Raw genomic sequence first — 22,499 nt, forward strand, 5'->3', positions numbered from 1 at the left:
TTCACCCCCTTAATCTTAATGACTCCTTTATATTGGATGCATGCTTTATTAGCATACAAATGATTACTATGAACATCGGTATGTATAGCGGTAACTGACCTGTTAGTACCACGGCTTCTATGTAAAACACAAAGCCACCTAACATGCCAAGCGTCAGACTTCGTGTAATAAGCAATACAATGGCTGTACCGACAATCATCATGGAAAATAAAGCTGGTGATAATGTAAGCCCTACGCCAATAAACGTTGCCACGCCTTTACCACCTTTAAATTTCAGCCATATTGGATACAAATGCCCGACAATAACACAACAACCAGCTACAATTATTGCCCATTGTTCCATATGCCAAAAACTTCCCAGTAACACAACGACAACACCTTTTAAAGAATCCCCTAAAAATGTCCACATAAATGCAGCCTTCCCTAGAACACTACCTGCATTGCGTGCACCTAAGTTTTTACTTCTTTCCTTCTGTAAATTAACACCATATACTTTTCCAACGAAAAAAGCCGTTAAAAAGTTTCCAATACTATAACTAACGAGCCAATATAACCAAGTCATGTCATGTTTCCCCACCTTTTCATTGCCCATTGTAAAAAAAGCTGTATAAGCAATCACGCCTATACAGCTTCTTGTCGTTATAGTCTTTCTGCTATGGCTTGTGCGATACACTCACCATGGTAGCGTCCATTTTCAATAAAAATTTCATTGGCATTGTTTCCAGCTGCGATAACTCCAGCAATAAATAGCCCTGCTACATTGGTTTCCATTGTTTCAGGATGACAATATGGTCGACCTGATTCCTCGTCAATTGTCACACCCATCGCTCGAATAAAGGAATGATCTGGATGATAGCCTGTCATAGCAAAAACAAAGTCATTTTTTATTACTTCTTCACGACCATCAATATTCAAGACCACTTCATGCTCTCGAATTTCCATCACATTTGTTTTAAAATGCATTGTGACTTCTCCGTTTCGCACAAGGCCATCAAATTCAGGTAACACCCATGGCTTAACACTTGGAGAATAGTCACTACCCCGGTAAACAACTGTGACACGAGCGCCAGCCTTGTTTAACTCTAATGCTGCATCGACAGCTGAATTTTTCCCACCAATTACAAGAACATCCGTATCAAAAAATTCATGCCCTTCTTTAAAGTAATGGTGCACTTTCGGTAATGCCTCACCTGGAATATCCATATAGTTTGGATGATCATAATAGCCTGTCGCAATGACAACATAGGATGTTTCATAAACATCTTTATCTGTCGTTACCGTAAACTTTTCACCATTTTTCACAACACTACCAACTTTTTCAAAACGGTTAACTTGAATATTTTTCAAGCGCACAACCTCGCGATAATAAACTAGTGCTTGATTTCGTTTTGGTTTGCGCCCCTCAATGATGAATGGAACATCACCAATCGCTAAACGTTCACTCGTACTAAAAAAAGTTTGATGTGTCGGATAATTGTAAATGGCATTGACGATATTGCCTTTTTCAATAACGATTGGTCGTAAACCAATATTTTGTAAAGATATTGCTGCAGCTAAACCACAAGGGCCTCCTCCAACAATAATTGCATCAACTTGTTGCATTGTTTGACACTCCTATCAATTAACGTCTGCGCATTAAACACAGATGCTACGCTTTCCATGCAAACTATTATCCTTCCTGTAACAAAAGGCTACAGTTGCATTTTAAAAAAACTTTCGTATCCATTATACGCCTTCTAAACATTTTTGGTTGTTTATTTACCCGAAATTTCAATGTCAATTATATGGCATTCAGGTTTCGCACCTAAACGTAATGGCAATAGTGTTGTGCCATAGCCGTTACTCACAAGTGTCATCACTCCATCACGTTCGCGATATGAACCAAGTGGATGAACACCATATGGACCTACTCTTATTTGCCCTCCGTGCAGATGTCCACCGATCATTAAATCCGCTCTAAATTTTGCCCGAACTCTGGCAAAAACACCTGGATTATGTGAAATAAAAACGACGAAATCATCCTCATCTATTTTTTCAAAAGCCGCATCAAAACTATATTTCATCGTCGAAGTATCCTCAATCGCATTGAGCCAAAAACGATTCTTATTTGGCAACAGTACAGCATCATTCGCGATAATTGTAACCCCATGTTGTTGCAAAATATTGCGAAGTCTCTCTTCCCCTACTTCTCTATCATTATTTCCCCAAACAAAATAAGTAGGGCCTAATGGCGTTAATAAATCAAGATTATCATGAATACGTTGTATCGGCGTGCGACCATCAGCAAAATCTCCACCGATAATCACCGCATCAAATGTCCCTGTTAGTCTTTCAATCATTTGGCGATTTATTTTCCGTAAATGCGTATCAGAAATAAAAAACAGCCGTAGCTTTTCTTGTTCACCTTTCAGTGATAATTGATGATGCACGACATTATTTTCGTGTGCAACCTTCCACATATAGAGTAGGAAGGCGATAACTATTAATAGTAATAGTCCAATATATAGCATACCCTCACTTCTCCTTATGACAGCAAAAAGGCGATTCATTTTGCAGTAGAATCGCCTTTTTGCTCATCAGACGTTTACCTCAACCTTATCTTGGTGTTGGCGTTTGTCCTTTATTTTATACTAGAAAACCAGCATTGCCAAAGAATGACACTGTTTTTTCTATGGTAGTTTAATGACTTGCCCAACAAATACTGTATCATTAGGCATGCCGTTCGCAGCTCGAATTTTCGCTAACGTCGCTTCACTACCATCACCGTAGTACTTTAATGCAATACGATATAAATTTTCATTTGATTTCACTGTATGTGTTTTGGCATTAGCAGCGTTTTGTTTTGCCTGTTCAGCTTTACGTGCTTCTTCGGCTTTTTTTGCTTCTTCAGCTTTCTTCGCCGCTTCTGCCTGCTGCTGTGCTATTTTCGCTTGTTCGGCTTTTTTTGCCTCTTCCGCTTTCTTCGCTTCTTCAGCAGCCTTTTGTTGCGCTGCTAACTTTTCAGCATCTTTTTGTGCCTGCTCTTTAGCTTGTTCATTTGCTTTATCATCTTTGTCTTTGTCAGATGATGTGGACGCTTCTGCTTTACTGCCAGTCTTATCAATTTCTACAACAGAATCCAATGTATCCTTTTCAGCTTCTTCAATCGTTTTACCAGGATCATAGAATTGCACAAAATAAATTAATATAGTTAATGGAATCAAGATAAATGCAACAAAAAGTATTGTCATTAAAGGAAATTTACGTTGTTTTGTCTTTTTCGGCTTTTTGTTATTGCTTCCATTTTTATTCATTCTAGAAACTCTAGATAGATTTTGCTGTTCTTGTTGTTCTTCTTCAAATGACTGGCGATGTTCTTCGATTTTATCACGATAGTCTTCTTTACTCATTCGACTTTCCTCCAACCTTGCTACGCATTCTTCTATCATTCTATTATGACGAATTTTGCGAAAAAAGTAAATGACCGTAAGTTTTGTCTAATCGCTTAATAAAAGCTGTTTTAATCGACTTTGCCATGCAACCATTTCTACCTTCTTCACTTCCTGAGCGCGTACTATATTGATTTCATCATAATCGATTCCACAATTTTCACAACAGTTTTCAGGTTTTTTTTGCAATTTTTGCCCAAAATACCCGACAAGCTGTTCACGAATACAGCCTTTTGTCTGAGTAATTTTTAACATTTCATCAACCGCTTGATATTTTTCAAGTGCAAAATAATTAAGACGCGCTTTCACTTGTTCAACAGACTCCTGATGATACCAGTAATCTAGCACCCGAAAGGCGGTTTCACTTAGCTCACCATTTTTTAACATTTGTACTGGCTCTACATGCTGCAATAAAAGCTCTTGATAGCGATCGACATGACTTGCTGACGGCAAATCACCTGTTACAACAAATTTCGCAAGTTCGTCGTCACCATCACTATAAAGTAATATTGCTAGTGCTGGCTCACCATCACGACCTGCGCGACCGATTTCTTGCATATAATTGGCGACATTCGCTGGCATTGTTTCATGAATTACTTGGCGGATATCTGCTTTATTAATGCCCATACCAAAAGCATTAGTCGCTACAATCCAATCTAACTCTCCATCAATGAATTGCTGCTGAATAAATTGACGATCATCTGCACTATAACCAGCATGATAAGTAGCAGCACGTATACCTGCTTGCATAAATATTTCACCATATTGCTCTGCACGCTTGCGAGATGACATATATAAAATACCTGGTCCAGCTGTTTTCTTGACATGATCAATTATCCATCCTGCTTTATCCGCCCTATCCTCAAACACTACACGCCCGAGGTGAATATTAGGACGATCGACATTATACATAAATTCAAATGGAGCATTGAGCGATAGCGTCGTTTGAATATCCTTCACAACTTTTTGCGTTGCAGTGGCAGATAGCGCTAATACTGGGGGACGATTGTTTTGTAAAAACCAGTCACCAATACGTAAATAGTCTGGACGAAAATCAAATCCCCACTGCGAAATACAATGTGCTTCATCGACTACGATTAGACCAAGCGCCATTTTCGCCAACTTCTCCTGCACCTGTTGTTGCAAAAGCATTTCCGGTGACGTAAATATAAAGCGATATTGCTCGAGATAATGAAGGGCATAACGTTTTTCATGTGTTGCTAAAAATGAGTTTAACGCTATGACTCTTTTTTCACCCATTCGTTTTAATTGTTCTACCTGATCTTGCATTAAAGATAATAATGGCGATACGATCAACACGGGCTTTTGCAATACATATGCTGGCAATTGATAGCACAGCGATTTGCCCATGCCAGTTGGCAATAATGCAATGACATCTTGCCCTTTAAGAATGGCTTCAATTACTTCTTTTTGACCTGGTCGAAATGTTGTATAGCCGAAATGCTTTACTAATGTTTGCTCTAATTCCATCTATACTTCTCCTTTCGCGAGGACAAGTCTGAGCTGGAAATAGCTTAGTTCATTTACTACATCATGCAACGCCTTTAATTTCTTTGTTTGGTATTGCTTGGATGCCTGCCAAACTTTTTCCGCTTCCTCATATGAGACGAATGGACCAATCGAAAAGTTCGGTTCATTCATCGCTAATTCAACTAAATGATCTTCAATCGTACTTTGTTTCAATCTTCTTATTTGCACAATTTGCTCAACAGAATAACCTTGTTCATATAAATAGGCGGTTTGCTGGGCAGAATCTGTCAGCAATGCCTTCACACGCAGTTCAGCTGCTATTTTGCTAAGTAACGGATAGTCTTCTGTTGCATATACTTCATTCAGTAGTGTATGTAATAATTCAATAAATGCTAATTGACTATCCAGTACCATTTCCTTGCGTTCACCCGAAAGTTGTTGCCACGTCCAACCTGGTAAACTATGACCGCTTAGGCGATAAAGGAAGAGTTGTTTATTCGCATCTGCTATTGGTATAGCAGTTAATGCACGCAGACATTCATCAAATAATTGTTGTTGCAATTGCCCCGTTTGATACTGCTGTTCTTGTAAAAAAGTACGTACCCATGACTGCACTTGTACATCTTTATTAATAGGTGAAAATGAGCGAATTCCTTCTTTTTGATAAGACAAACTTTGTACAATTAGAGATAGTCGAGCAAAAAAGATATGCTCGTTTCCGCGATAATGCCAGCCGTCAAATAAATAAGTAGCTGTTTGCTCTGCTCGTTGCAAACCTAGCTTTTTCATGGAATAGTGACCTGATTCCTGCATATTTAACCAACTATATTGCAAAAAAGTAGACACCGCTTCGTCAAATGTCGCACGAGGGAGTTTTGGCAGTAATCCAAAATAGTTATGTAACTGAAATAGTCCAACATCTTGAATTGTCTGGCCTGAGCGCTTGCCTCTAAGGATGTGATACGCCGCTGAAACTGTTCGTTCATTATTTAGTTTTTGAAAGATTTGCAATAAAATTTGATAAAACATTGAAGCAAATTCCTCCAATTTAATAGTATTAGGTTGAAATGTCAGTTAAACATCTTTAAAATGAGTATGAAGCTTTGTAGGACCATCGTAAAAGGAGAGAAAGAAATGGCTAAATACACAATTGTTGATAAAGATACATGCATCGCTTGTGGCGCATGCGGAGCCGCAGCCCCCGATATTTATGATTATGATGATGAAGGAATTGCCTTCGTTATTTTAGATGATAACATGGGAACTGCTGAAGTTCCAGAAGATCTACTAGAAGACATGCAAGACGCTTTTGAAGGTTGCCCAACTGATTCAATTAAAGTGGCAGAAGAACCTTTTGATGGCGATTCTTTAAAATTTGAATAGTAATATACCATTACTACATAAAGGCATCCTTCATTAGGATGCCTTTTTGCATGCCCTTTTTAACAGCAAGGCCTAATGAGCATAAGTCTCTTTTTCATCTTGTTATTGCAACGACAATTTATGTATGATAAGATTTTAGTAGTTGGTACTAATAACAGATATTATTTCGTAAAGGGGTTCTTATAAATGATGGATAATTTATTACAATTAAAAGATAAAAACATTGTCGTAATGGGCGTTGCAAACGACCGCAGTATTGCTTGGGGAATTGCAAAACGTTTATTCGATGTAGGCGCTAATGTTATTTTCACTTATCGCCAGGAGCGTTCATTAAAAAAATTACAAAAGCAACTTGAAAACTATGGCCAAGCAGATGCACTTGTTGTACAATGCGACGTTAATAGTGATGAAAGCACAAAGGCTGCTTTTGATACAATTGGAGCAAAAGTTGGCGTTATCCACGGTATCGTCCACTCAGTAGCATTTGCTAATGCAGAAGATTTACACAATCGCTTTTTAGAAACAACGCGTGATGGTTATGCGTTTGCGCAAGATACAAGCGCTTATTCTTTAATTTCAACGACAAAAGCAGCACACCCATATATGACAGAAGGTGGCTCAATTGTCACAATGAGTTACTTAGGGGCAGAACGTGTGCTTGATGGCTATAATGTAATGGGTGTTGCCAAAGCCGCATTAGAAGCTTCAATGCGCTACCTTGCGGCTGATATTGGACAAGACAATATCCGTGTTAATGCAATTTCTGCAGGTGCTATTCGTACATTAGCAGCTAAAGGTGTTCCATCGTTTAATACGATTTTACACAAAATTGAAGAAACAGCACCATTAAAACGTAATGTGCAACAAGATGAAGTAGCTGATATGACAATTGTTATGCTGTCACACCTATCACGTGGTGTGACAGGCGAAACAATCTACATCGACGCCGGCTACAACATTATGGGTTAATCGCTTTTATAGAGATAAAGTGTTAGATTGACGACAATCAATCTAACACTTTTTTGTTATGGATGTAAGCTATGGTGGTGCTTTCCGCTCTATGCACGATAAGCTCTATCCATCTTGTGATTCTCAACTTGGCTTACCTTTGGCTGTTCCCTCAGATGTCACTACCATCAAACCAGTTCCTTAATAGGAACCCTCCTCTACAATCAAATGCCGATTTTCCGCATTTCCACCATCAGCTTATCTATTTTGCTATCTATATTTGTGTCATTAAATCGGTTAAAGTGTAAGTCATTCACAATTTCCCCATCACGCATAAACAGTACACGATTAGTTCTCGCTGCAATCTGCGGATCATGCGTGACAAGTAGTACCGCTGTTCCTTGTGCATTAATTTCCGTGAGAATATCCATTATATCTTGTGCTGATTTAGAGTTAAGTGCACCTGTCGGCTCATCACCAAAAAGTATTTGGGGATTGCTAATTAAAGCACGGCAAATTCCTGCACGTTGTAGCTGTCCACCAGAAACCTGTGTAATATCTCTCTTTTCTAATGCACTTATCCCTACTTTTTCCATTAAGGCGTGCGCCTTTTTCTTTATATTGTCTACGCTTGTTTTGTTATTGCGCATCGCAGGAAGAATAATATTATCCAATATATTTAAATTTTTTAGCAACGTTGGTTGCTGAAAAACAAATCCCATCTTTGTTCGCCTTAATTCAGCAAGTGTTTGTTCACTGAGTGCGGATAAATCCATTCCTTCAAAAAACACTGTGCCAGCATCTATACTGTCCATTCCACTTAAAGCATACATTAGTGTCGATTTTCCAGACCCTGATGGACCCATAATCGCAACAAATTCCCCTTCGTTTATTTCAACCGACACATCTTTTAAAACTATATGCTTTTCCTGTCCCTCGCCGAAAGTTTTACTAATGTGGTCTCCGAAAATTATTTTCTTCATAAACTACTCCTTTATATTGTCGGATATTTTGATTTTCCCGGCGCCTGAAGTACTCAGTATTGTAGCTAGTAGTACTGAGCATGCCATTAGTAGCGGACAAAGCAAGTAAGCCGCAATCGGATTCACCGCAAATGTAAACGATGAAGCGCCAAAAGATGAAATAACCGCACCTGCCAGCAAATTACCAAGTGTGTTCGCTAGCAGTGTACCCATAACAATGCTGATGATTAAAACGAATAAAGAACGAGCTGCATACTGGACCGTAATATCCGCATTTGTAAATCCTAATGCTTTCATCACGGCAATAGCATATCTATCCTTCGCAACTAGCATTTTCATAAACAACATCGTGACCAATACAGCGGTAAACAGCGCAACGGCTATGGCAGTTCGAGAAGCCTTGCCCACGGCATCTATTGTTGAGCCAAATGTTTGGATAACGTAATCATCTATGGCTGAAATTTTGGCATAAGGAAAATGGCTCGCATACGCTGCCATTCGATCTTCCATTAAAGCTTTATCGGAAAATTCCAGGCAAAATACGCTCCACATGATATTTGTAGAATGGTCGGTAAACATAGCCTTTGCGGTTTTTCCGCCGTTTGTGATATCAGAATAGATGCCGCTTATCGTAAAATTCCGTTCTTTCCCCGCAATTATAAGTGTCATGCTATCGCCTACTTTTTTAGTTAACTCATCGGCATTTAACACTGATAGTGCTATTTCGTATTGTGAAGTGGGCGCTCTTCCAGTTGAATATTTTATTGGAAATACGGAATGGTCTCCAAGTTCAATTTTTATATTATGCTCTGTGCCATCTTCCATTTTTGCTTTAAATGTTTTGGTTGTCAGAACAGTATGCTTTGAAATACTACTATCATTGTTTATAGTATTTAAAATTTGTTTCGTTTTTTCAGCCATATTTTCGGCTTGCTGAACGTCTATTCGCATATCGGAGTTGCCTATGCCCATATACTTGATGAAGTTACTGGAGGAAATCGTGGTGTACAAGTTAAGTGGAACTATAATAATAAACGCTGACATAACAAGCACCGTTAGCATTGTTGTATAAAGTCTTTTTCTTGCTAATACATCCTTTATACCAAGAAAAATATTAGTATTAAGCAAACGATTACTGCTTAAGCAAAACTTCTTTGTGCTCACATTTTGTTCTTGGGATGTGCCAAAGCGAATTGCTTCCACAGCAGAAATTTTTCGAAAGCGTTTCAATACGCCATTTACATAACTTATCATTGCTATAAATACTAGCACGATGCCGCTAATCCCGAACAGCAACGCAAAATAAGGATCCCCGCTTTCTCCCATATAAAGTCTTATATTTTCAAGAAGCAGCCCTTTAAACAATACAGAAAAAATAAAACCGATTACACTCCCAATTGCTGCAATGACTGTGTATTTAGCAAGATAAATTTTCTTTATATCTGAAACGGGTAACCCAATTGCCTTCATAACGCCAATTTCTCGATAGTCCTCTTCGATTTTCGCTAGAAGTGTAAACCGTATACACATAAAAGCAATTGCAACAACTAATAGACTAACAACCAGAATAATTGCAATCATCAACCCATCGGTCAACGCATTAAGCATTTTAAACAGAGGATACGTAATCGTTGGCCCATTCGCTTCAAGTCCTGCGGTAGCATAGGCGGTTTCAAAAGCGCCAAGCGATGATAAATCTTTTAATCTGAATTCAATTAAATATTCCGTTCGACCTAAGCTTTGAATGGTTGCGTAATCATCTTTACTAATAAGAAATCGTTTTGATGAGGAAAGCATGGAATTCATTTGTGAATCTCGTAAAAACCCCGCAACCGTTAATTGTTTTCCACTGATGACGGCCTTGTCACCGACTTTAATGTCATTTTCCTTCATATAACGTAAAGGAACATAAAGCTCACCTTTGGCAGCGTTTATAATGTTGCCGTCAAGATCCAAAAGATAATCGAATTTTTCACTTTGAATACTAAAACCATTATCCTGCACATTATTGGCAAACGAACGATTACCTATCGTAATTTGTGCACCATCAATATTGAGAAACTCAAGCACTTGAAAATCTTCGACATCACTATTTTCAGCAACAAACGCTTTTAGCCTAGCCGTATCAATCTCTCCTATATGCATCTGCATAAAATGCGGTGTTTTCGCCTGTTTCATTAAAGTATCGAGCGAACTAGTAAGATTGACAACGAGTATAGCAGATAGGGCAATAAGCATAGCTGCTACCGCCACAAATATCATAGTTGTCAGTGAAATTAATTTACTTTTGGCAAGATCATTACGAATTATTTTGTAATACATATGTCACCCCTATGTTCGAACATGTTAATTTGGGCATTACATTTTGTTGTGCCAAGAAACCAATCCAGCAAATTAAAGAAACCGGCATCCCTTGATTTCCCCCTAATGTGGATTATTGTTCAATTCCATATCTCCGTTTTCATTCGCAAACATCTTCATCATATGCTGAAGACTTCCACGTTCAACACCTAACAATCGCTCGACATTAAAAATTAAAGCTTGTACGCGATGGGCAAACTGTTCAGCTGTTAAATTGACCATTGCATCATCAAAAACCGTATTGGTATAGGCAACAATCATTTCCATACATTCATATGGATACGGTGTATGAAATAATTGTTGCTCAATACCTTCTCTTATGATGTCTGTTAGTATTGGTGGCACCTCGTTGACGATTACTTTTTGTATTTTCTGATGCATAAGAGCGTTCTGTGGCTTATGCATATGTTCAATTACTTCTTTGCCGCTATCATCACTTACATTCAACGCCATGACCACACCGATAATACGCTCATAGACCGCTATATGCTTATTCGCAGCAATTGCCTTCGCCGCTTTTAAAATACGCTCTGAATAGCGCTCAATTAAGGCGTCCATAATATCCTCTTTGGACTTAAAGTGGTAATACAGCGTCCCCCGCGCAATCCCTACTTTTTGAAGAATTTCATTTGTACTCGTGCCATCAAAGCCTTGTTGACCGAAAAGCTCATCAGCTGCATCCAGTATTTCGTTTCGGCGCTCTTCCGCTTCTTTTCTCATGATTACCCCCTTACTGACCGACTGTCTGTCTATAAAATATTTTATGGTATCATATTCCATTTTGTCAATATTAAACTAGTAATTATGTAAAATAATGTTTTTACAGAAAGAAAAAGTGTTAGATTAACCGTAGTCAATCTAACACTTTGGGCAACAAAGATGCCTATACCTATTTCTTTTATGCATGATGAGTAGGAGTCACTTCCTACGCTTAAGTCAGTTAGTACTCTTATAATCAGTAATATCTCAACCATCTTTGTAGCGAAGCATTAAAATCTTTCATCCTAGTGACCGCTTACTACGCGTCGTTTGGCGATGATGCCCTTTAACACAAAAGTTAGCACACAAGCTATAATGATAAAGACCGTAATCATGGCAATCACGCCTAGCCAGCCAAAGTGCATCCAAAATATTCCTCCCACCGTTCCCCCAACACTGGAACCAAAATAATAGAAAAATAAATACAGAGATGATGCTTGTGCTTTATCATGCGTGGCCCGTTTACTTACCCAGCCACTGGCGATTGAGTGGGCAGCAAAAAAGCCAAATGTGAAAACAGTAATACCTATTATTTTTAATAAAAGAAGACTTTGTAATGTTATGAGTGCCCCTGCTAGCATAATCGCAATCGCTATTAATAACATTTTTTGGCGTCCAAAACGATCTGCTAAACTGCCAAACCAAGCTGAACTAAATGTTCCGACTAAATAAATGACGAATATCCAACCAACAATAGTGGCACTTAAATTGTATGGTGGTGCCATTAATTTAAAGCCAATATAATTATATAGTGTCACGAAGCTTCCCATTAACACAAAGCTTATGCCAAATAAGCAAAGCATCGATGGGTCCTTTAAATGTTGAATAAGTGATTTTGTTAATGGTTTTAATTGTAACGGTCGTGGTGTAAAATGCTTGGAATTTGGCAGCATCCATATAAATAACATACTAATGATTAAACTCAGGATACCTAGAACAATCATACCAACCTGCCAATTATACAGGTCAGTCAAAGTACCAATAATAACACGGCCACTAAGCCCACCGACAGAATTACCACTAATATATAAGCCCATTGCAATCCCTAAACTAGAGGACTCCATTTCCTCTCCTAAATAAGCCATTGCAATAGCTGGTAACCCTGCAAACACCACCCCCTGAATAACGCGCAATACTAAAATCGTTTCAAAGTTCGGTGAAAAAGCAAGTGCAAGCGTTAAAACAGATGCAGCAAATATTGATATTGTCATTAGCGACTTTCTGCCCCATGCCTCTGACAATGATCCAACGATAATCATACTAATCGACAATGCCAATGTTGTGACTGATAATGACAAACTCGCAACTGCTGGCGAGACATGAAATTCCTCAGCAAATGTTGGTAACAATGGCTGCGATACATACAAGTTCGCAAACGTTATAAAGCCTGCTAAAAATAATGCCCAATTTGCTTTGTTAAACGCCTTTGTTCCCTTCTGAATATAGTCCATTTCTATCTCCCTCCATTTACAAGACACTTCTAACTATTATTCTAATACAACATTCTTTAAAAAACACTGGCAGTTCGTCAAAATTTGGACAAACTGCATGAACTTTTCTTTTGTTTTTACTAATATGATTTGACAATTCTATAGATTGTAAAAATGAAGGGTACTGCTATGGAAAACATATCATCTTTCTGTAAATTCAATGTTTCTACTATTTAGCAACTGCCATTAGTATGTTACAGTAAATGGATAAAGTCATTACGGAGGGATTACATGAAAATAATCGAAGCATTAGCCTTATCAGCAGACTATATTCACCTTGCACTTAAAGAGGAAGCAATCGTGGCTGTTATTGAGAAAGAAAGTGAAACAGTTGTAAAATATTTAGCAGGCAAACGTGTGGACACAGGTTATGTCAATGGTCAAAAAGTAAATGCTAATGATCAAAATGTCTACATCGCCTTTGCTGGAAAAAATGCAGATGTCATTATTCCAGAGGATGTCTACGGTATTGCGATCAATGCTTTTGCATTTCCAATTCGGGAAAATGGTCAAGTAATTGGCGCTCTAGCTTTTGGACTTCCAATCGATAATGAGCTAAAACTCGAACAATATATGAATTCAATGGATAATATTATCAATAGCCTTCAAGATAAAGTACATACCATCGCCTCTCATTCAGAGGAGTTAGCTGCAACGAGTGAGGAAATTAATAAACAAGCACACCATGCCCTTGAGGATTCGGAAAAAACAAATGATGTGACAGATTTAATCAAGAGTATTTCTCGACAAACGAATTTACTTGGCTTAAACGCCTCAATTGAAGCGGCACGTGCCGGTCAGCATGGGGCTGGATTTAATATCGTCGCGCAAGAAGTGAGAAAACTTTCTTTTGAAACTTCAAGTGCAACGGAAAATATTGAAGCATCGCTGCGCAATATTAATCGCAATCTTGATAATTTAAAGCAAAATATGGGCCAAATCAACGATGCTACAAGTGAACAAGCACAGCTTGTACAAGATTTTAGTGAAATTATTGAAGAACTAACGACGCTAAGTCAAGAAATGAAGGGCTTTATGCATAAAGCTTTAAAATAAACTATTAAATTGGAGTGTACCAAATGCAAATTACGATAAACCCCGAATTAACATTACGCACAATCACTTTAGAAGATGCAGAGGCAGTTTTTACACTAACAGATAATTCGCGAGACTATTTACGTGAATGGCTACCGTGGTTAGATTTCACACAAGAACTATCAGATACATTAGGCTATATAGAAGGCTGTATTGCGGGCTATGAAGCAAAGACTAGCCTGTCTCTTGTTATTTTGTTCCGTGATAAAATTGTAGGCATTGCAGGTTTTAATACGATTAATAAGGCCAATAAAATTGCAGCAATTGGCTACTGGCTAGGTAAAGACGCGCAAGGTTACGGCATTATGACAAAGACCGTACAAGCATTGATACAATATGCATTTGACGAACTACATTTGAATAAAGTTGAAATCCGCGCAGCAGCTGGCAATACAAAGAGTCGTGCGATTCCTGAACGACTTGGTTTTAAAACCGAAGGAACAATTCGCGCGGCAGAGTGGCTTTACGACCACTACGTGGACCACGTCCTGTACGGCATGCTTGCAAGCGAATGGAAATAAGCGGTGTTATCTACTAAGCTAAGACAGTGGTAATTTACTTTGCGCCACAAATTGTGGATTAATCGTCACTAGCAACTTACTTTGCGCCACTACTAGTGAATCTACCGCCATTAAAAGTTAATCTAAGCGATAAAAAGCTACCTAATTCTGATGATTAGGTAGCTTTGTTTTACTATTTATTGTTCAACGGTTTCTTTTAGTTGTTCGGCATTTGCAACTGGCTCTTGCTTATTCACTAACTCCGTGGCAATACGCTCTAGTTCAGGACGCAATGTATGTTTACCTGCATAGCTTTCAATTAATTCCTTCACATCAATACCTGAAGTTTCTTTTAATGTTTCTTGCAGTGTAGACATTAAATTTGTAGCATACGATGTGACCTTATTGGCACCACTGCCACCTTCTCCGCCACCAGTGTCAACAACTGTAATTTTATCAATATTGCCAAGTGGACTTGCAAGCTCTTTCGCATACTCTGGCATCATACGTACAACCATATCAAGGACAGCCGCTTGACCATAGTACTCGAAGGCTTCAGCAATCTTACGTTTTGCTTCCGCTTCTGCAAGACCACGCAGACGAATAATATCCGCTTCAGTTTCACCCTGTGCACGTTCAGCATCCGCTTTTGCGATACCGTCTAAACGAATCTTTTCTGCTTCTGCTTTTGCTAACGACTCAATACGATATTTCTCCGCATCCGCCTGCGCCAATTCACGCATTTTTTCCGCTTCAGCATTTTGCTCAACTGCATAGCGATCAGCATCTGCTTTCTTTTTCACCTCAGAGTCATATTGTTTCTCTCGACGTAAAATCTCTTTTTCTTCTAATTCAATTTGCTTTTGACGCTCAATAATGCGAATTTGCATTTCTTGCTCTGTTACTTCCTGTTTAGCACGTGCTGTTTCTAATTCATAAGCTTGGTCGGCACGAGCTTTGGCGATATCCTGTTCACGACGGAATTCCGCCACTTTCAATTGATTTTCTTTTTCTGCTTCCGCAATTTCAGTTGCACGTTCTAGCTCAGCTTTTTGCGCTTCTTTAGATGCTTCTGCGCGCTTAATACGTGTTTCTTTTTCTGCATCAGCCGTCGCAATATCCGCATCGCGTTTAACTTGAGCAATTCTTGGCTTACCAAGTGAATCAAGGTAGCCATTTTTATCGCGTACGTCTTTAATTGTAAAGGACACAATCACAAGACCCATCTTCGCTAAATCTTGTGAAGCGACACGCTGTACTTCCTGCGAGAATTTATCACGATTTTTATAAATTTCCTCAACCGTCATCGATCCTAAAATCGAACGTAAATGTCCTTCTAATACTTCACGCGCTTCCCCTTCACGTTCTGACTTTTGCTTTCCTAAAAATTGCTCAGCAGCAGTAGCGATTTCAGAAATAGAACCACCAATTTTAATAATCGCTGTACCATCTGCCATAACTGGAACGCCCTGTTCTGTATAAACTTCAGGTGTTGTTACTTCTAGTTTGCTTGATAATAAGCTTAATGGTTGCGCTTGCTGGAATATCGGGAAGACGAACGTACCGCCACCACGAATAATTTTAATACGATTTCCTGACTCATCTTTATGTACATTTTTTGAGCCAAGATAGCTACCTGTTACAATTAGTGCCTCATCAGGACCCGCTGTTTTATATTTTGTTACATATAGTGCCACTAGTGCGATTAAAATAAATGCTACAATCCCTAAAACAATTAAAATTTCCAATGACATATTCGTATCTCTCCTTTAAATAAATTTCTTTTCATATGCCCTTACAAAAAGAGTACCTGCCCTCACTTCCACAACGAGAACTGTCGTATCATAATCAATGACCTCATTATCAAAGCCTGCTGCACGCTTAGCAATCATGCCGCTCGTTGTCTCTATGACAACTTCTCCAAAGCCATCTGACGGTATAGGAACAATCACCTTCCCTAACTGCCCTTCTAGAGATTCCTCCGTATAAGCTAAGGAAACATCAGCTGATTTTAGCGGAACGAGAATAAATAAATAAAATAGGGTACTTAAAATAACTCCACTCACTGCAGCTACACCTATATTCCATCCGCTTGGGAAAAAGGCTAACTTTTCTAAAATAAAGCCTGCTGCTGACATCAACGTAAAGAAAGATAAAATGACACTTGGATTAAAAATCGGAAGAGCCTCTCCAATGCCTTCGACAGCATCGCCAAAAAACATAAACAAAATGGTTGCAAGCCCTGCGAAAATTAATACCACTAAATAAATTTGCTCCAGTGTATAGCCAAATAGCGTCAAGTCAATCACCCCTTTTATACGTATTACCTACTATACGGATGCAACGTAAAGAAAGTTTCATAATTTTTTAGATTATCTAAATTTTTAAAAACTATGTTTGCTTGTCTATGTATTTGTTTATTTTTATTTTTCCACTTCAAACCATGGTACAATAAAAAAGATTAAAGGCATCAAAGGAGATATTGCATGAAGCGATCCACGTTTATAAATGTTTGTATTTTCATATTTTTCACTTTACTATTCGTCAATGATTTTTTCCCAGTTACACCGTTAGCTGAATTGTTGTCGAAGAAACTTATTCTGGTTATATTAATTATCCTTGTTTGTATTAACATGGTGTTGTCAAAGGGTACGTATAGCAAAATTTCTAAAAAGGCCTATGTGGCTTTAACGCTCTATACTGTCGGCCTGTGGATTGTACTGACATTATTAGGTGGACAATCCGAAATCGGTCTATCTTATAATAGCCCTATTTTCTATCTTATCGTGCTCGTCCTCGGGTTTGATTTACTAAGAGTTTATCGTCAATGGAAACGTGAAGAAGCCGAAAAAAATACTGTAAAATAAAAGCATGTCTGCCAATTGGAAAATTAAAACCAATTGGCGACATGCTTTTCTATTTATGTGAAAAATTCTTGAATTTTAGGAGACATTCTGAAGGTCTTACTAGTTAACCGGCGATTTCAGATGTTCTATCAGCGATTTCTTCATCTTTACCGGCGATTCTCACGATCGTATCAGCGATTTTCTAAGTATCGTAATATCCCACTAAAAAAGGGCTAGCTCAAAGCTAGCCCCCTACTACTCAAACATTAAGATTCTAAGACATTTAATATCGTGTCTAGCTCATTGACAGCATGATCTAAGCGTTCCTTCGCCTCGATGTTTTGCTGCTTTAATTGACTAAACTGCAATAAATTTTTTTCGTGCTTTAATTTAATAGAAGATAAGCGTTCAATGCGTGCTTCTACTTTTTCTATTGCTTGCTCACAAACAGTCGTCCATAACTTTTCCGATTGTTGCATTTCTGTCGTAGAAGGATTATGCTGGCGCATAATGCGTGCATAAACTGCTTCTATTTGTTCAATCATTTCTGTGTAAAAATGGCGTTCTACACGGGTCGTTTGGAAAGTCGGATGCTCCACATCTTTTGCATAAGGTGTAATCTGACGTAGCAGTTTACCAGCATTTTCACCAAAACTATGGGATAAATTCAAAACATTCATTAATTGCAATAACAAGCGAATTTCTTCAAGATTAATAAGCTGTGAATCAATATTTTCTTTTACTTTGAGCGATTCCATAAAACGTCGATCGAAATGCTCAATTTCACCATTATGTTGCTCCACTAAATGTAGACTTGCATTTTCTTTTAAACTTTTAATATATCGGATTGCATGACTTCTTAGCTCTTCCATAGAAAGCAAATCGTCATTGTCTTGTTGTGGTTTACCTCGTTGAACATACGCAAATGCATCCACTTTGCGTGGCCACTGTGCTTCGTGAATAGTTTCTGAGACATTGTAGTTTATATAAATTCCGTGCATTCCATATCCTCCAAGTCCATTTAACAAGTATCTCTAAAGACAATAAATCGAATACGCTTTTTTTTCAAGTAATTTACTTCTTAAGATTAAAAGTTTTTCTGCGAAATGTTGTTTTCTTTTACAGGAGCTCGACTCAGGCAGGCCCCGAATCTACTTCCAACCATTTTTCATATAGCGTGTCTAGTTGTTGTTCTAGTTTCTGTCGTTGCTCTTTGGCAAGTGTGGTTTCTTTTAATTTTCCTTCTAGCTTGACTATTTGTTCATCGATTGGCATTTCCTTATCTTTCTGGACAACGGTCTTTACTACTTTTTCTTTAGCCGCACCCTGTTCTTCAAATACATGTTTTGTTCTTGCCCACTCATAATCACCTTCATAAACATAAATCTTCTCGCGCTCAATCCAGGCAATTTTTGAAAAGACCTTTTGTAAAAAGTAACGGTCATGGGAAACACCAATAATTGTCCCTTCAAAAGTTTCGAGCGTGTCCTCCAACACTTCTCTTGCTTCTATATCTAAATGGTTAGTCGGTTCATCTAAAATAAGTAAATTAATATCTTCGTGCATTAATTGCGCTAAACGCAGACGCATTTTTTCGCCACCACTTAGGTCCTTCACTTTCTTAAATACATCAAAGCCATAAAATAAAAACTGTGCCAGTATATGTCGCGCCTCTGCCTCTGATACGGCAATATGCTCACGGAACGCATCAATTAAACGAACAGCTGGATTATCATACTCAAATTGCTGAGAAAGATAACCAATCTTTACACTATTGCCTACCCTACAAGTCCCTTTATTCGGTACAATCTGTCCTAACATCATCTTTAGCAATGTAGATTTGCCACTACCATTGTGGCCCACAATCGCTAAACGTTCACCGAAATAGACCGCTAAATTACTGTCGTTAAATAGTGGCTTATCAAAAGCATGACTGATTGCTAACATTTGTACCACCTCTTTGCCACTTCGTTCAGCCATCGTTAATGCTAAATTCATTTTCTTTTTTACGCTTGGCTTTTTAACCCGAGTGATTCGGTTCAGTGCCTTTTCCATACTTTTAGCACGACGAAACAATGCAGCATTTGGTGGATTTGCTTCATTTGCCCACTGTCTTAAACGCTTGATAGCTTCTTGCATTTTTTTTATTTTCTTTTGTTGTTCTTCATATTCAGCAAATTGCTGTTCAACCTTAGCTTCTTTTTGCGCTATAAAATCATCATAATTACCAATATACGTAAATGCCTCACTATCTTCTATTTCGATAACTTTTTGCGCCATTTGATTCATAAAATGGCGATCGTGTGAAACCGCAATGACGATGCCAGAGAAATTTTGAATATAGTTTTCAAGCCACTCAATTGCTTGCATATCTAAATGGTTAGTCGGCTCATCTAATAGTAAAATAGAAGGGTTACTTAACAAAATTTGCCCAAGCATGACCTTAGTTTTTTCACCACCACTGATACTGTTAAATGGTAATGTCAGTAAAGCTGTAATACCAAGCCCATTTGCAATCGTGGCTAATTGAGACTCTACCTCATAGCCCCCCCTTAACATAAATTGCTCCTGAATTTGGCCGTATTGTTGTAACATGTTATCCGTTACATGCACTTGCATGTCTTGTTCCAACGTTGTCATTTTGGCCTTTAACGCATAAATTTCAGCAAATGCTTGCTCCATTACTTCTTTCACTGTCAGTCCAGGGTAGCTTGGAATTTGATGTAAATAGCCGATGGTCGCCCCCTTACTTTTTATGATGCGACCCGCATCAGGCATATCCAGTCCTGCTAACAACTGCAATAAAGTTGTTTTCCCACTGCCATTGACACCCACAATGGCCACATGTTCTCCTTTATTGACTTCTAATTGAAGCCCCTCAAATAATATGTTTCCACCCATTACCTTTTGAATTTGTTCAGCTTTCATGTGCATTGTTTTTTCCTCCAGATTACGTACGAAAAAAACATCTCAAACAGCAAAAAGACTGCTCAATTAACAAGCAGTCTTTTCCTTCATCTGTGTGAAAAAAGAATGGTTAATTCGCTACGTGTAGTATTTGATTTTGCTTAAAAATAGACAGACCTATCCCGTTATTGGCAAAATCGAAAGTTTGAACACGTGCAAAATACATAGCTGTATCCACTTTTACACCTGTTCTCGTAGCGTTTTGATTCATTCCTTTTCACCTCCGTTCTTCATAATTAGTGTTATCATACCATATTACATAGAAATTGGGAATGTATATTTTATAAGATGGCTATGTTTGAGGACGCAGCATTTATACTAAATTATTTTTAAGTCAATATAAATCATGCAGTATTGTTAAAATAGACAACTTAAAATTCACTAATTCTATTTAATTTAGAAATATACAAAATGCTTCCACAATTATATACTAGTAAAAATAGAAATGTTTTCCTTAAACCTATACGTAAACAGCAAGTTTTCATACTTGCTGCTTATTTATGTGGATTAAAATGTGGAGGGAATCTATGAAAAATTTAAAAATGCAAACGAAAATGAGCCTTCTTATTGTAACCATTATTTTATTTGTGCTCATTGCGGTCGGTCTCGTTAATACAAGTGAAATGAAAGCAACGCTTGAAGCCGAAAATAAAGCCCGACTTAGCCAAGTCTATGATTTAAGTGTCTATAATTTGGATCAAACATTACCTGGTGAATGGCAATTAAAAAATGGAGAGCTTTACAAAGGAGAGGCTAAAATAGCTAATGAAACAGCCTTAATCGATCAATTAGGTGAGTTATCCCAAGCTGCTATTACCATTTTCGCTCAAGATACAAGGGTAAATACAAACATTATGGTAGATGGACAACGTGCGATTGGTACAACTGCTGATCCAAAAGTGACAGAAGCCGTTCTGAGCCAAGGTGATATATACAGTGGAACAGCCGATGTCGTTGGCAAACCTTATTTCACACAATATGGGCCGATTAAAAACGCCAATGGTGAAACAATTGGTATGGTTTTCGCCGGTGTCCCCTCTTCTCAAATTGCTGCTGTCGCACAAAAAATGCTTATTAAAATGGGCGTTGTTGCTCTAATTTCAGCTATAATCGCTGTTATTGCAGGCACATTGCTAGTGCGCAGTATTGTTAAACCTTTGAAGCGTTTAAATCACCAGCTCGCAACCATTTCTGCGGGGGAAGGCGATTTAACTCAACAGTTAGTCGTGCATACAAAAGATGAACTTGGTGATCTGGCTACATCGTTTAATGCTATGCTCGAAACATTACGAAAAATGATGCGACAAGTTGATGAAACGGCCAATCAGGTATCTGCTTCATCTGCCGAATTGTCTGCGACAGCCGGCTCAACAACTAGAACAACAGAACAACTAACAGCCAATATGCAAGAGTTAGCAAGTGGCGCTAGTACACAAAAACAAAGTGCTAATGAAAACGCCGAAGCGATGCAGGATATCGCAGGAGGCATACAGCATGTAACGGAGACAAATATTGAAGTTTCTTCACATGCTACTGAAGCATTCGACACAGCAAAACACGGTGAGCAAACAGCACAGGCTATGCAAAGCCAAATGCATGCAATGACAGAAGCAGTTTTAGAAAGTGCCAAGTCCATCGTTGCACTGGATGCACATGCCAATACAATTGGAAATATTGTTGAGGTCATTCATGCCATCGCTGACCAAACAAACTTACTTGCATTAAATGCCTCTATTGAAGCTGCACGTGCCGGAGAACATGGGAAAGGATTTGCAGTTGTAGCTGAAGAAGTTCGAAAATTAGCTGAGCAATCGAAAACATCTGCTGCCCAAATTACTGAAACCATTCATACGATGCAACAGCTAGCACAACAAGCGAGTGCACATATGCAACTAAGTGAAAAAGAAGCTGCTTCAAGTGTCCAAATTGTTCAAACAACAAATAGTGCATTTGAAAACATTACTACGAAAGTAGCAATTGTGACAAATAAAATCCAAGAAGTATCGGGGATTGCCGAAGAGTTATATGCTCGTATTGAACAGGCCAATGCATCTACTCAATTAATGGCGGAAATTGCAGTGGATGCCCGCGAACAATCAAAAGCTGTTTCACAAATTGCCGAGACAAATCTCTACTCGATGGAAGATATTAATAACGCGGCAACAACTTTGACAAAAAATGCCGAAACATTACAAAATTTAATTCATCAGTTTAAATATTAACAAATATAAGCTTGCTCATTGGTTGG

The 22,499-nt window shown here is 38.3% G+C and carries 21 protein-coding genes; 6 read left to right on the plus strand and 15 right to left on the minus strand.

Annotation, left to right across the window (positions count from 1 at the left end):
• Position 1: 1 nt before the first annotated feature.
• The 6 genes from ACIQXI_RS09250 to ACIQXI_RS09275 all read right to left on the minus strand — a co-directional run bounded on the left by ACIQXI_RS09250 (position 2) and on the right by ACIQXI_RS09275 (position 5,948).
• Positions 2-562, minus strand: coding sequence for a glycerol-3-phosphate acyltransferase (locus ACIQXI_RS09250; protein WP_402923739.1), 561 nt, complete (start codon positions 560-562; stop codon positions 2-4).
• A gap of 77 nt (positions 563-639) precedes the next feature.
• Positions 640-1,602, minus strand: coding sequence for a YpdA family putative bacillithiol disulfide reductase (locus tag ACIQXI_RS09255; protein WP_402923741.1), 963 nt, complete (start codon positions 1,600-1,602; stop codon positions 640-642).
• Positions 1,603-1,754: 152 nt separating this feature from the next.
• On the minus strand, positions 1,755-2,510 hold the full coding sequence (locus ACIQXI_RS09260) for a metallophosphoesterase (protein ID WP_402923744.1): 756 nt from the start codon (positions 2,508-2,510) through the stop codon (positions 1,755-1,757).
• Positions 2,511-2,669: 159 nt separating this feature from the next.
• Positions 2,670-3,389, minus strand: coding sequence for a LysM peptidoglycan-binding domain-containing protein (locus ACIQXI_RS09265; protein WP_402923747.1), 720 nt, complete (start codon positions 3,387-3,389; stop codon positions 2,670-2,672).
• Positions 3,390-3,476: 87 nt separating this feature from the next.
• Positions 3,477-4,919 (minus strand): RecQ family ATP-dependent DNA helicase, encoded by a 1,443-nt coding sequence (locus tag ACIQXI_RS09270; RefSeq protein ID WP_402923750.1) that lies wholly within the window; start codon positions 4,917-4,919, stop codon positions 3,477-3,479.
• The gene (locus ACIQXI_RS09275; RefSeq protein ID WP_402923752.1) at positions 4,920-5,948 is read right to left on the minus strand and encodes a YpbB family protein; all 1,029 of its coding nucleotides are present in this window, start codon (positions 5,946-5,948) and stop codon (positions 4,920-4,922) included.
• A gap of 105 nt (positions 5,949-6,053) precedes the next feature.
• Here ACIQXI_RS09275 and ACIQXI_RS09280 point away from each other — a divergent pair, with 105 nt between their 5' ends.
• Together ACIQXI_RS09280 and ACIQXI_RS09285 are read left to right on the plus strand one after the other, a co-directional pair.
• Complete coding sequence (locus tag ACIQXI_RS09280) at positions 6,054-6,302, plus strand: ferredoxin (RefSeq protein ID WP_173478432.1); 249 nt, start codon at positions 6,054-6,056, stop codon at positions 6,300-6,302.
• 186 nt (positions 6,303-6,488) lie between these two features.
• Positions 6,489-7,271 carry an enoyl-ACP reductase FabI gene (locus ACIQXI_RS09285; RefSeq protein WP_402923754.1) on the plus strand — a complete coding sequence of 261 codons (783 nt, stop codon included), beginning with the start codon at positions 6,489-6,491 and terminating at the stop codon, positions 7,269-7,271.
• 203 nt (positions 7,272-7,474) lie between these two features.
• Here ACIQXI_RS09285 and ACIQXI_RS09290 read toward each other — a convergent pair whose 3' ends face one another.
• The 4 genes from ACIQXI_RS09290 to ACIQXI_RS09305 all read right to left on the minus strand — a co-directional run bounded on the left by ACIQXI_RS09290 (position 7,475) and on the right by ACIQXI_RS09305 (position 12,804).
• On the minus strand, positions 7,475-8,233 hold the full coding sequence (locus ACIQXI_RS09290; RefSeq protein ID WP_402923757.1) for an ABC transporter ATP-binding protein: 759 nt from the start codon (positions 8,231-8,233) through the stop codon (positions 7,475-7,477).
• A gap of 3 nt (positions 8,234-8,236) precedes the next feature.
• Positions 8,237-10,555, minus strand: a complete 2,319-nt coding sequence (locus ACIQXI_RS09295; RefSeq protein ID WP_402923760.1) for an ABC transporter permease — start codon at positions 10,553-10,555, stop codon at positions 8,237-8,239.
• Between the two features lie 102 nt (positions 10,556-10,657).
• Positions 10,658-11,314: a TetR/AcrR family transcriptional regulator gene (locus ACIQXI_RS09300; RefSeq protein ID WP_402923763.1), complete on the minus strand. Its 657-nt coding sequence runs from the start codon at positions 11,312-11,314 to the stop codon at positions 10,658-10,660.
• A 284-nt stretch (positions 11,315-11,598) separates the two neighbouring features.
• The gene (locus ACIQXI_RS09305) at positions 11,599-12,804 is read right to left on the minus strand and encodes an MFS transporter (RefSeq protein ID WP_402923766.1); all 1,206 of its coding nucleotides are present in this window, start codon (positions 12,802-12,804) and stop codon (positions 11,599-11,601) included.
• Between the two features lie 270 nt (positions 12,805-13,074).
• Between ACIQXI_RS09305 and ACIQXI_RS09310 the strand changes: the two genes are divergently transcribed.
• Positions 13,075-13,899, plus strand: coding sequence for a methyl-accepting chemotaxis protein (locus ACIQXI_RS09310; protein WP_402923769.1), 825 nt, complete (start codon positions 13,075-13,077; stop codon positions 13,897-13,899).
• Between the two features lie 23 nt (positions 13,900-13,922).
• Positions 13,923-14,459, plus strand: a complete 537-nt coding sequence (locus ACIQXI_RS09315) for a GNAT family N-acetyltransferase (RefSeq protein ID WP_402923772.1) — start codon at positions 13,923-13,925, stop codon at positions 14,457-14,459.
• A 176-nt stretch (positions 14,460-14,635) separates the two neighbouring features.
• On the opposite strand, the gene ACIQXI_RS09320 is transcribed toward ACIQXI_RS09315, so the two are convergent.
• Positions 14,636-16,192: a flotillin lipid rafts scaffold protein FloT gene (locus ACIQXI_RS09320; RefSeq protein ID WP_402923774.1), complete on the minus strand. Its 1,557-nt coding sequence runs from the start codon at positions 16,190-16,192 to the stop codon at positions 14,636-14,638.
• A gap of 15 nt (positions 16,193-16,207) precedes the next feature.
• On the minus strand, positions 16,208-16,738 hold the full coding sequence (locus ACIQXI_RS09325; RefSeq protein WP_402923776.1) for an NfeD family protein: 531 nt from the start codon (positions 16,736-16,738) through the stop codon (positions 16,208-16,210).
• 186 nt (positions 16,739-16,924) lie between these two features.
• Between ACIQXI_RS09325 and ACIQXI_RS09330 the strand changes: the two genes are divergently transcribed.
• Positions 16,925-17,305 carry a hypothetical protein gene (locus ACIQXI_RS09330; protein ID WP_402923778.1) on the plus strand — a complete coding sequence of 127 codons (381 nt, stop codon included), beginning with the start codon at positions 16,925-16,927 and terminating at the stop codon, positions 17,303-17,305.
• Between the two features lie 245 nt (positions 17,306-17,550).
• Here ACIQXI_RS09330 and ACIQXI_RS09335 read toward each other — a convergent pair whose 3' ends face one another.
• The 3 genes from ACIQXI_RS09335 to ACIQXI_RS09345 form a co-directional block, all read right to left on the minus strand.
• Positions 17,551-18,285 (minus strand): hypothetical protein, encoded by a 735-nt coding sequence (locus tag ACIQXI_RS09335; protein WP_402923780.1) that lies wholly within the window; start codon positions 18,283-18,285, stop codon positions 17,551-17,553.
• Between the two features lie 133 nt (positions 18,286-18,418).
• The gene (gene abc-f / locus ACIQXI_RS09340) at positions 18,419-20,218 is read right to left on the minus strand and encodes a ribosomal protection-like ABC-F family protein (protein ID WP_402923781.1); all 1,800 of its coding nucleotides are present in this window, start codon (positions 20,216-20,218) and stop codon (positions 18,419-18,421) included.
• Between the two features lie 103 nt (positions 20,219-20,321).
• A complete protein-coding gene (locus tag ACIQXI_RS09345; protein WP_402923783.1) occupies positions 20,322-20,462 on the minus strand; it encodes an RAxF-45 family protein in 141 nt (46 codons plus the stop codon).
• Between the two features lie 316 nt (positions 20,463-20,778).
• Here ACIQXI_RS09345 and ACIQXI_RS09350 point away from each other — a divergent pair, with 316 nt between their 5' ends.
• On the plus strand, positions 20,779-22,473 hold the full coding sequence (locus ACIQXI_RS09350; protein WP_402923785.1) for a methyl-accepting chemotaxis protein: 1,695 nt from the start codon (positions 20,779-20,781) through the stop codon (positions 22,471-22,473).
• Positions 22,474-22,499: the final 26 nt, after the last annotated feature.

The sequence above is a fragment of the Lysinibacillus sp. NPDC097195 genome (assembly GCF_044762075.1).
Taxonomy (GTDB): domain Bacteria; phylum Bacillota; class Bacilli; order Bacillales_A; family Planococcaceae; genus Lysinibacillus.

What these genes read in the sequence shown, in the direction of transcription:
- ACIQXI_RS09250 (WP_402923739.1), bottom strand. Translation starts at nt 562, where the DNA reads ATGACTTGGTTATATTGGCTCGTTAGTTATAGTATTGGAAACTTTTTA.
- ACIQXI_RS09255 (WP_402923741.1), bottom strand. Translation starts at nt 1,602, where the DNA reads ATGCAACAAGTTGATGCAATTATTGTTGGAGGAGGCCCTTGTGGTTTA.
- ACIQXI_RS09260 (WP_402923744.1), bottom strand. Translation starts at nt 2,510, where the DNA reads ATGCTATATATTGGACTATTACTATTAATAGTTATCGCCTTCCTACTC.
- ACIQXI_RS09265 (WP_402923747.1), bottom strand. Translation starts at nt 3,389, where the DNA reads ATGAGTAAAGAAGACTATCGTGATAAAATCGAAGAACATCGCCAGTCA.
- ACIQXI_RS09270 (WP_402923750.1), bottom strand. Translation starts at nt 4,919, where the DNA reads ATGGAATTAGAGCAAACATTAGTAAAGCATTTCGGCTATACAACATTT.
- ACIQXI_RS09275 (WP_402923752.1), bottom strand. Translation starts at nt 5,948, where the DNA reads ATGTTTTATCAAATTTTATTGCAAATCTTTCAAAAACTAAATAATGAA.
- ACIQXI_RS09280 (WP_173478432.1), top strand. Translation starts at nt 6,054, where the DNA reads ATGGCTAAATACACAATTGTTGATAAAGATACATGCATCGCTTGTGGC.
- ACIQXI_RS09285 (WP_402923754.1), top strand. Translation starts at nt 6,489, where the DNA reads ATGATGGATAATTTATTACAATTAAAAGATAAAAACATTGTCGTAATG.
- ACIQXI_RS09290 (WP_402923757.1), bottom strand. Translation starts at nt 8,233, where the DNA reads ATGAAGAAAATAATTTTCGGAGACCACATTAGTAAAACTTTCGGCGAG.
- ACIQXI_RS09295 (WP_402923760.1), bottom strand. Translation starts at nt 10,555, where the DNA reads ATGTATTACAAAATAATTCGTAATGATCTTGCCAAAAGTAAATTAATT.
- ACIQXI_RS09300 (WP_402923763.1), bottom strand. Translation starts at nt 11,314, where the DNA reads ATGAGAAAAGAAGCGGAAGAGCGCCGAAACGAAATACTGGATGCAGCT.
- ACIQXI_RS09305 (WP_402923766.1), bottom strand. Translation starts at nt 12,804, where the DNA reads ATGGACTATATTCAGAAGGGAACAAAGGCGTTTAACAAAGCAAATTGG.
- ACIQXI_RS09310 (WP_402923769.1), top strand. Translation starts at nt 13,075, where the DNA reads ATGAAAATAATCGAAGCATTAGCCTTATCAGCAGACTATATTCACCTT.
- ACIQXI_RS09315 (WP_402923772.1), top strand. Translation starts at nt 13,923, where the DNA reads ATGCAAATTACGATAAACCCCGAATTAACATTACGCACAATCACTTTA.
- ACIQXI_RS09320 (WP_402923774.1), bottom strand. Translation starts at nt 16,192, where the DNA reads ATGTCATTGGAAATTTTAATTGTTTTAGGGATTGTAGCATTTATTTTA.
- ACIQXI_RS09330 (WP_402923778.1), top strand. Translation starts at nt 16,925, where the DNA reads ATGAAGCGATCCACGTTTATAAATGTTTGTATTTTCATATTTTTCACT.
- ACIQXI_RS09335 (WP_402923780.1), bottom strand. Translation starts at nt 18,285, where the DNA reads ATGCACGGAATTTATATAAACTACAATGTCTCAGAAACTATTCACGAA.
- abc-f (WP_402923781.1), bottom strand. Translation starts at nt 20,218, where the DNA reads ATGCACATGAAAGCTGAACAAATTCAAAAGGTAATGGGTGGAAACATA.
- ACIQXI_RS09345 (WP_402923783.1), bottom strand. Translation starts at nt 20,462, where the DNA reads ATGAATCAAAACGCTACGAGAACAGGTGTAAAAGTGGATACAGCTATG.
- ACIQXI_RS09350 (WP_402923785.1), top strand. Translation starts at nt 20,779, where the DNA reads ATGAAAAATTTAAAAATGCAAACGAAAATGAGCCTTCTTATTGTAACC.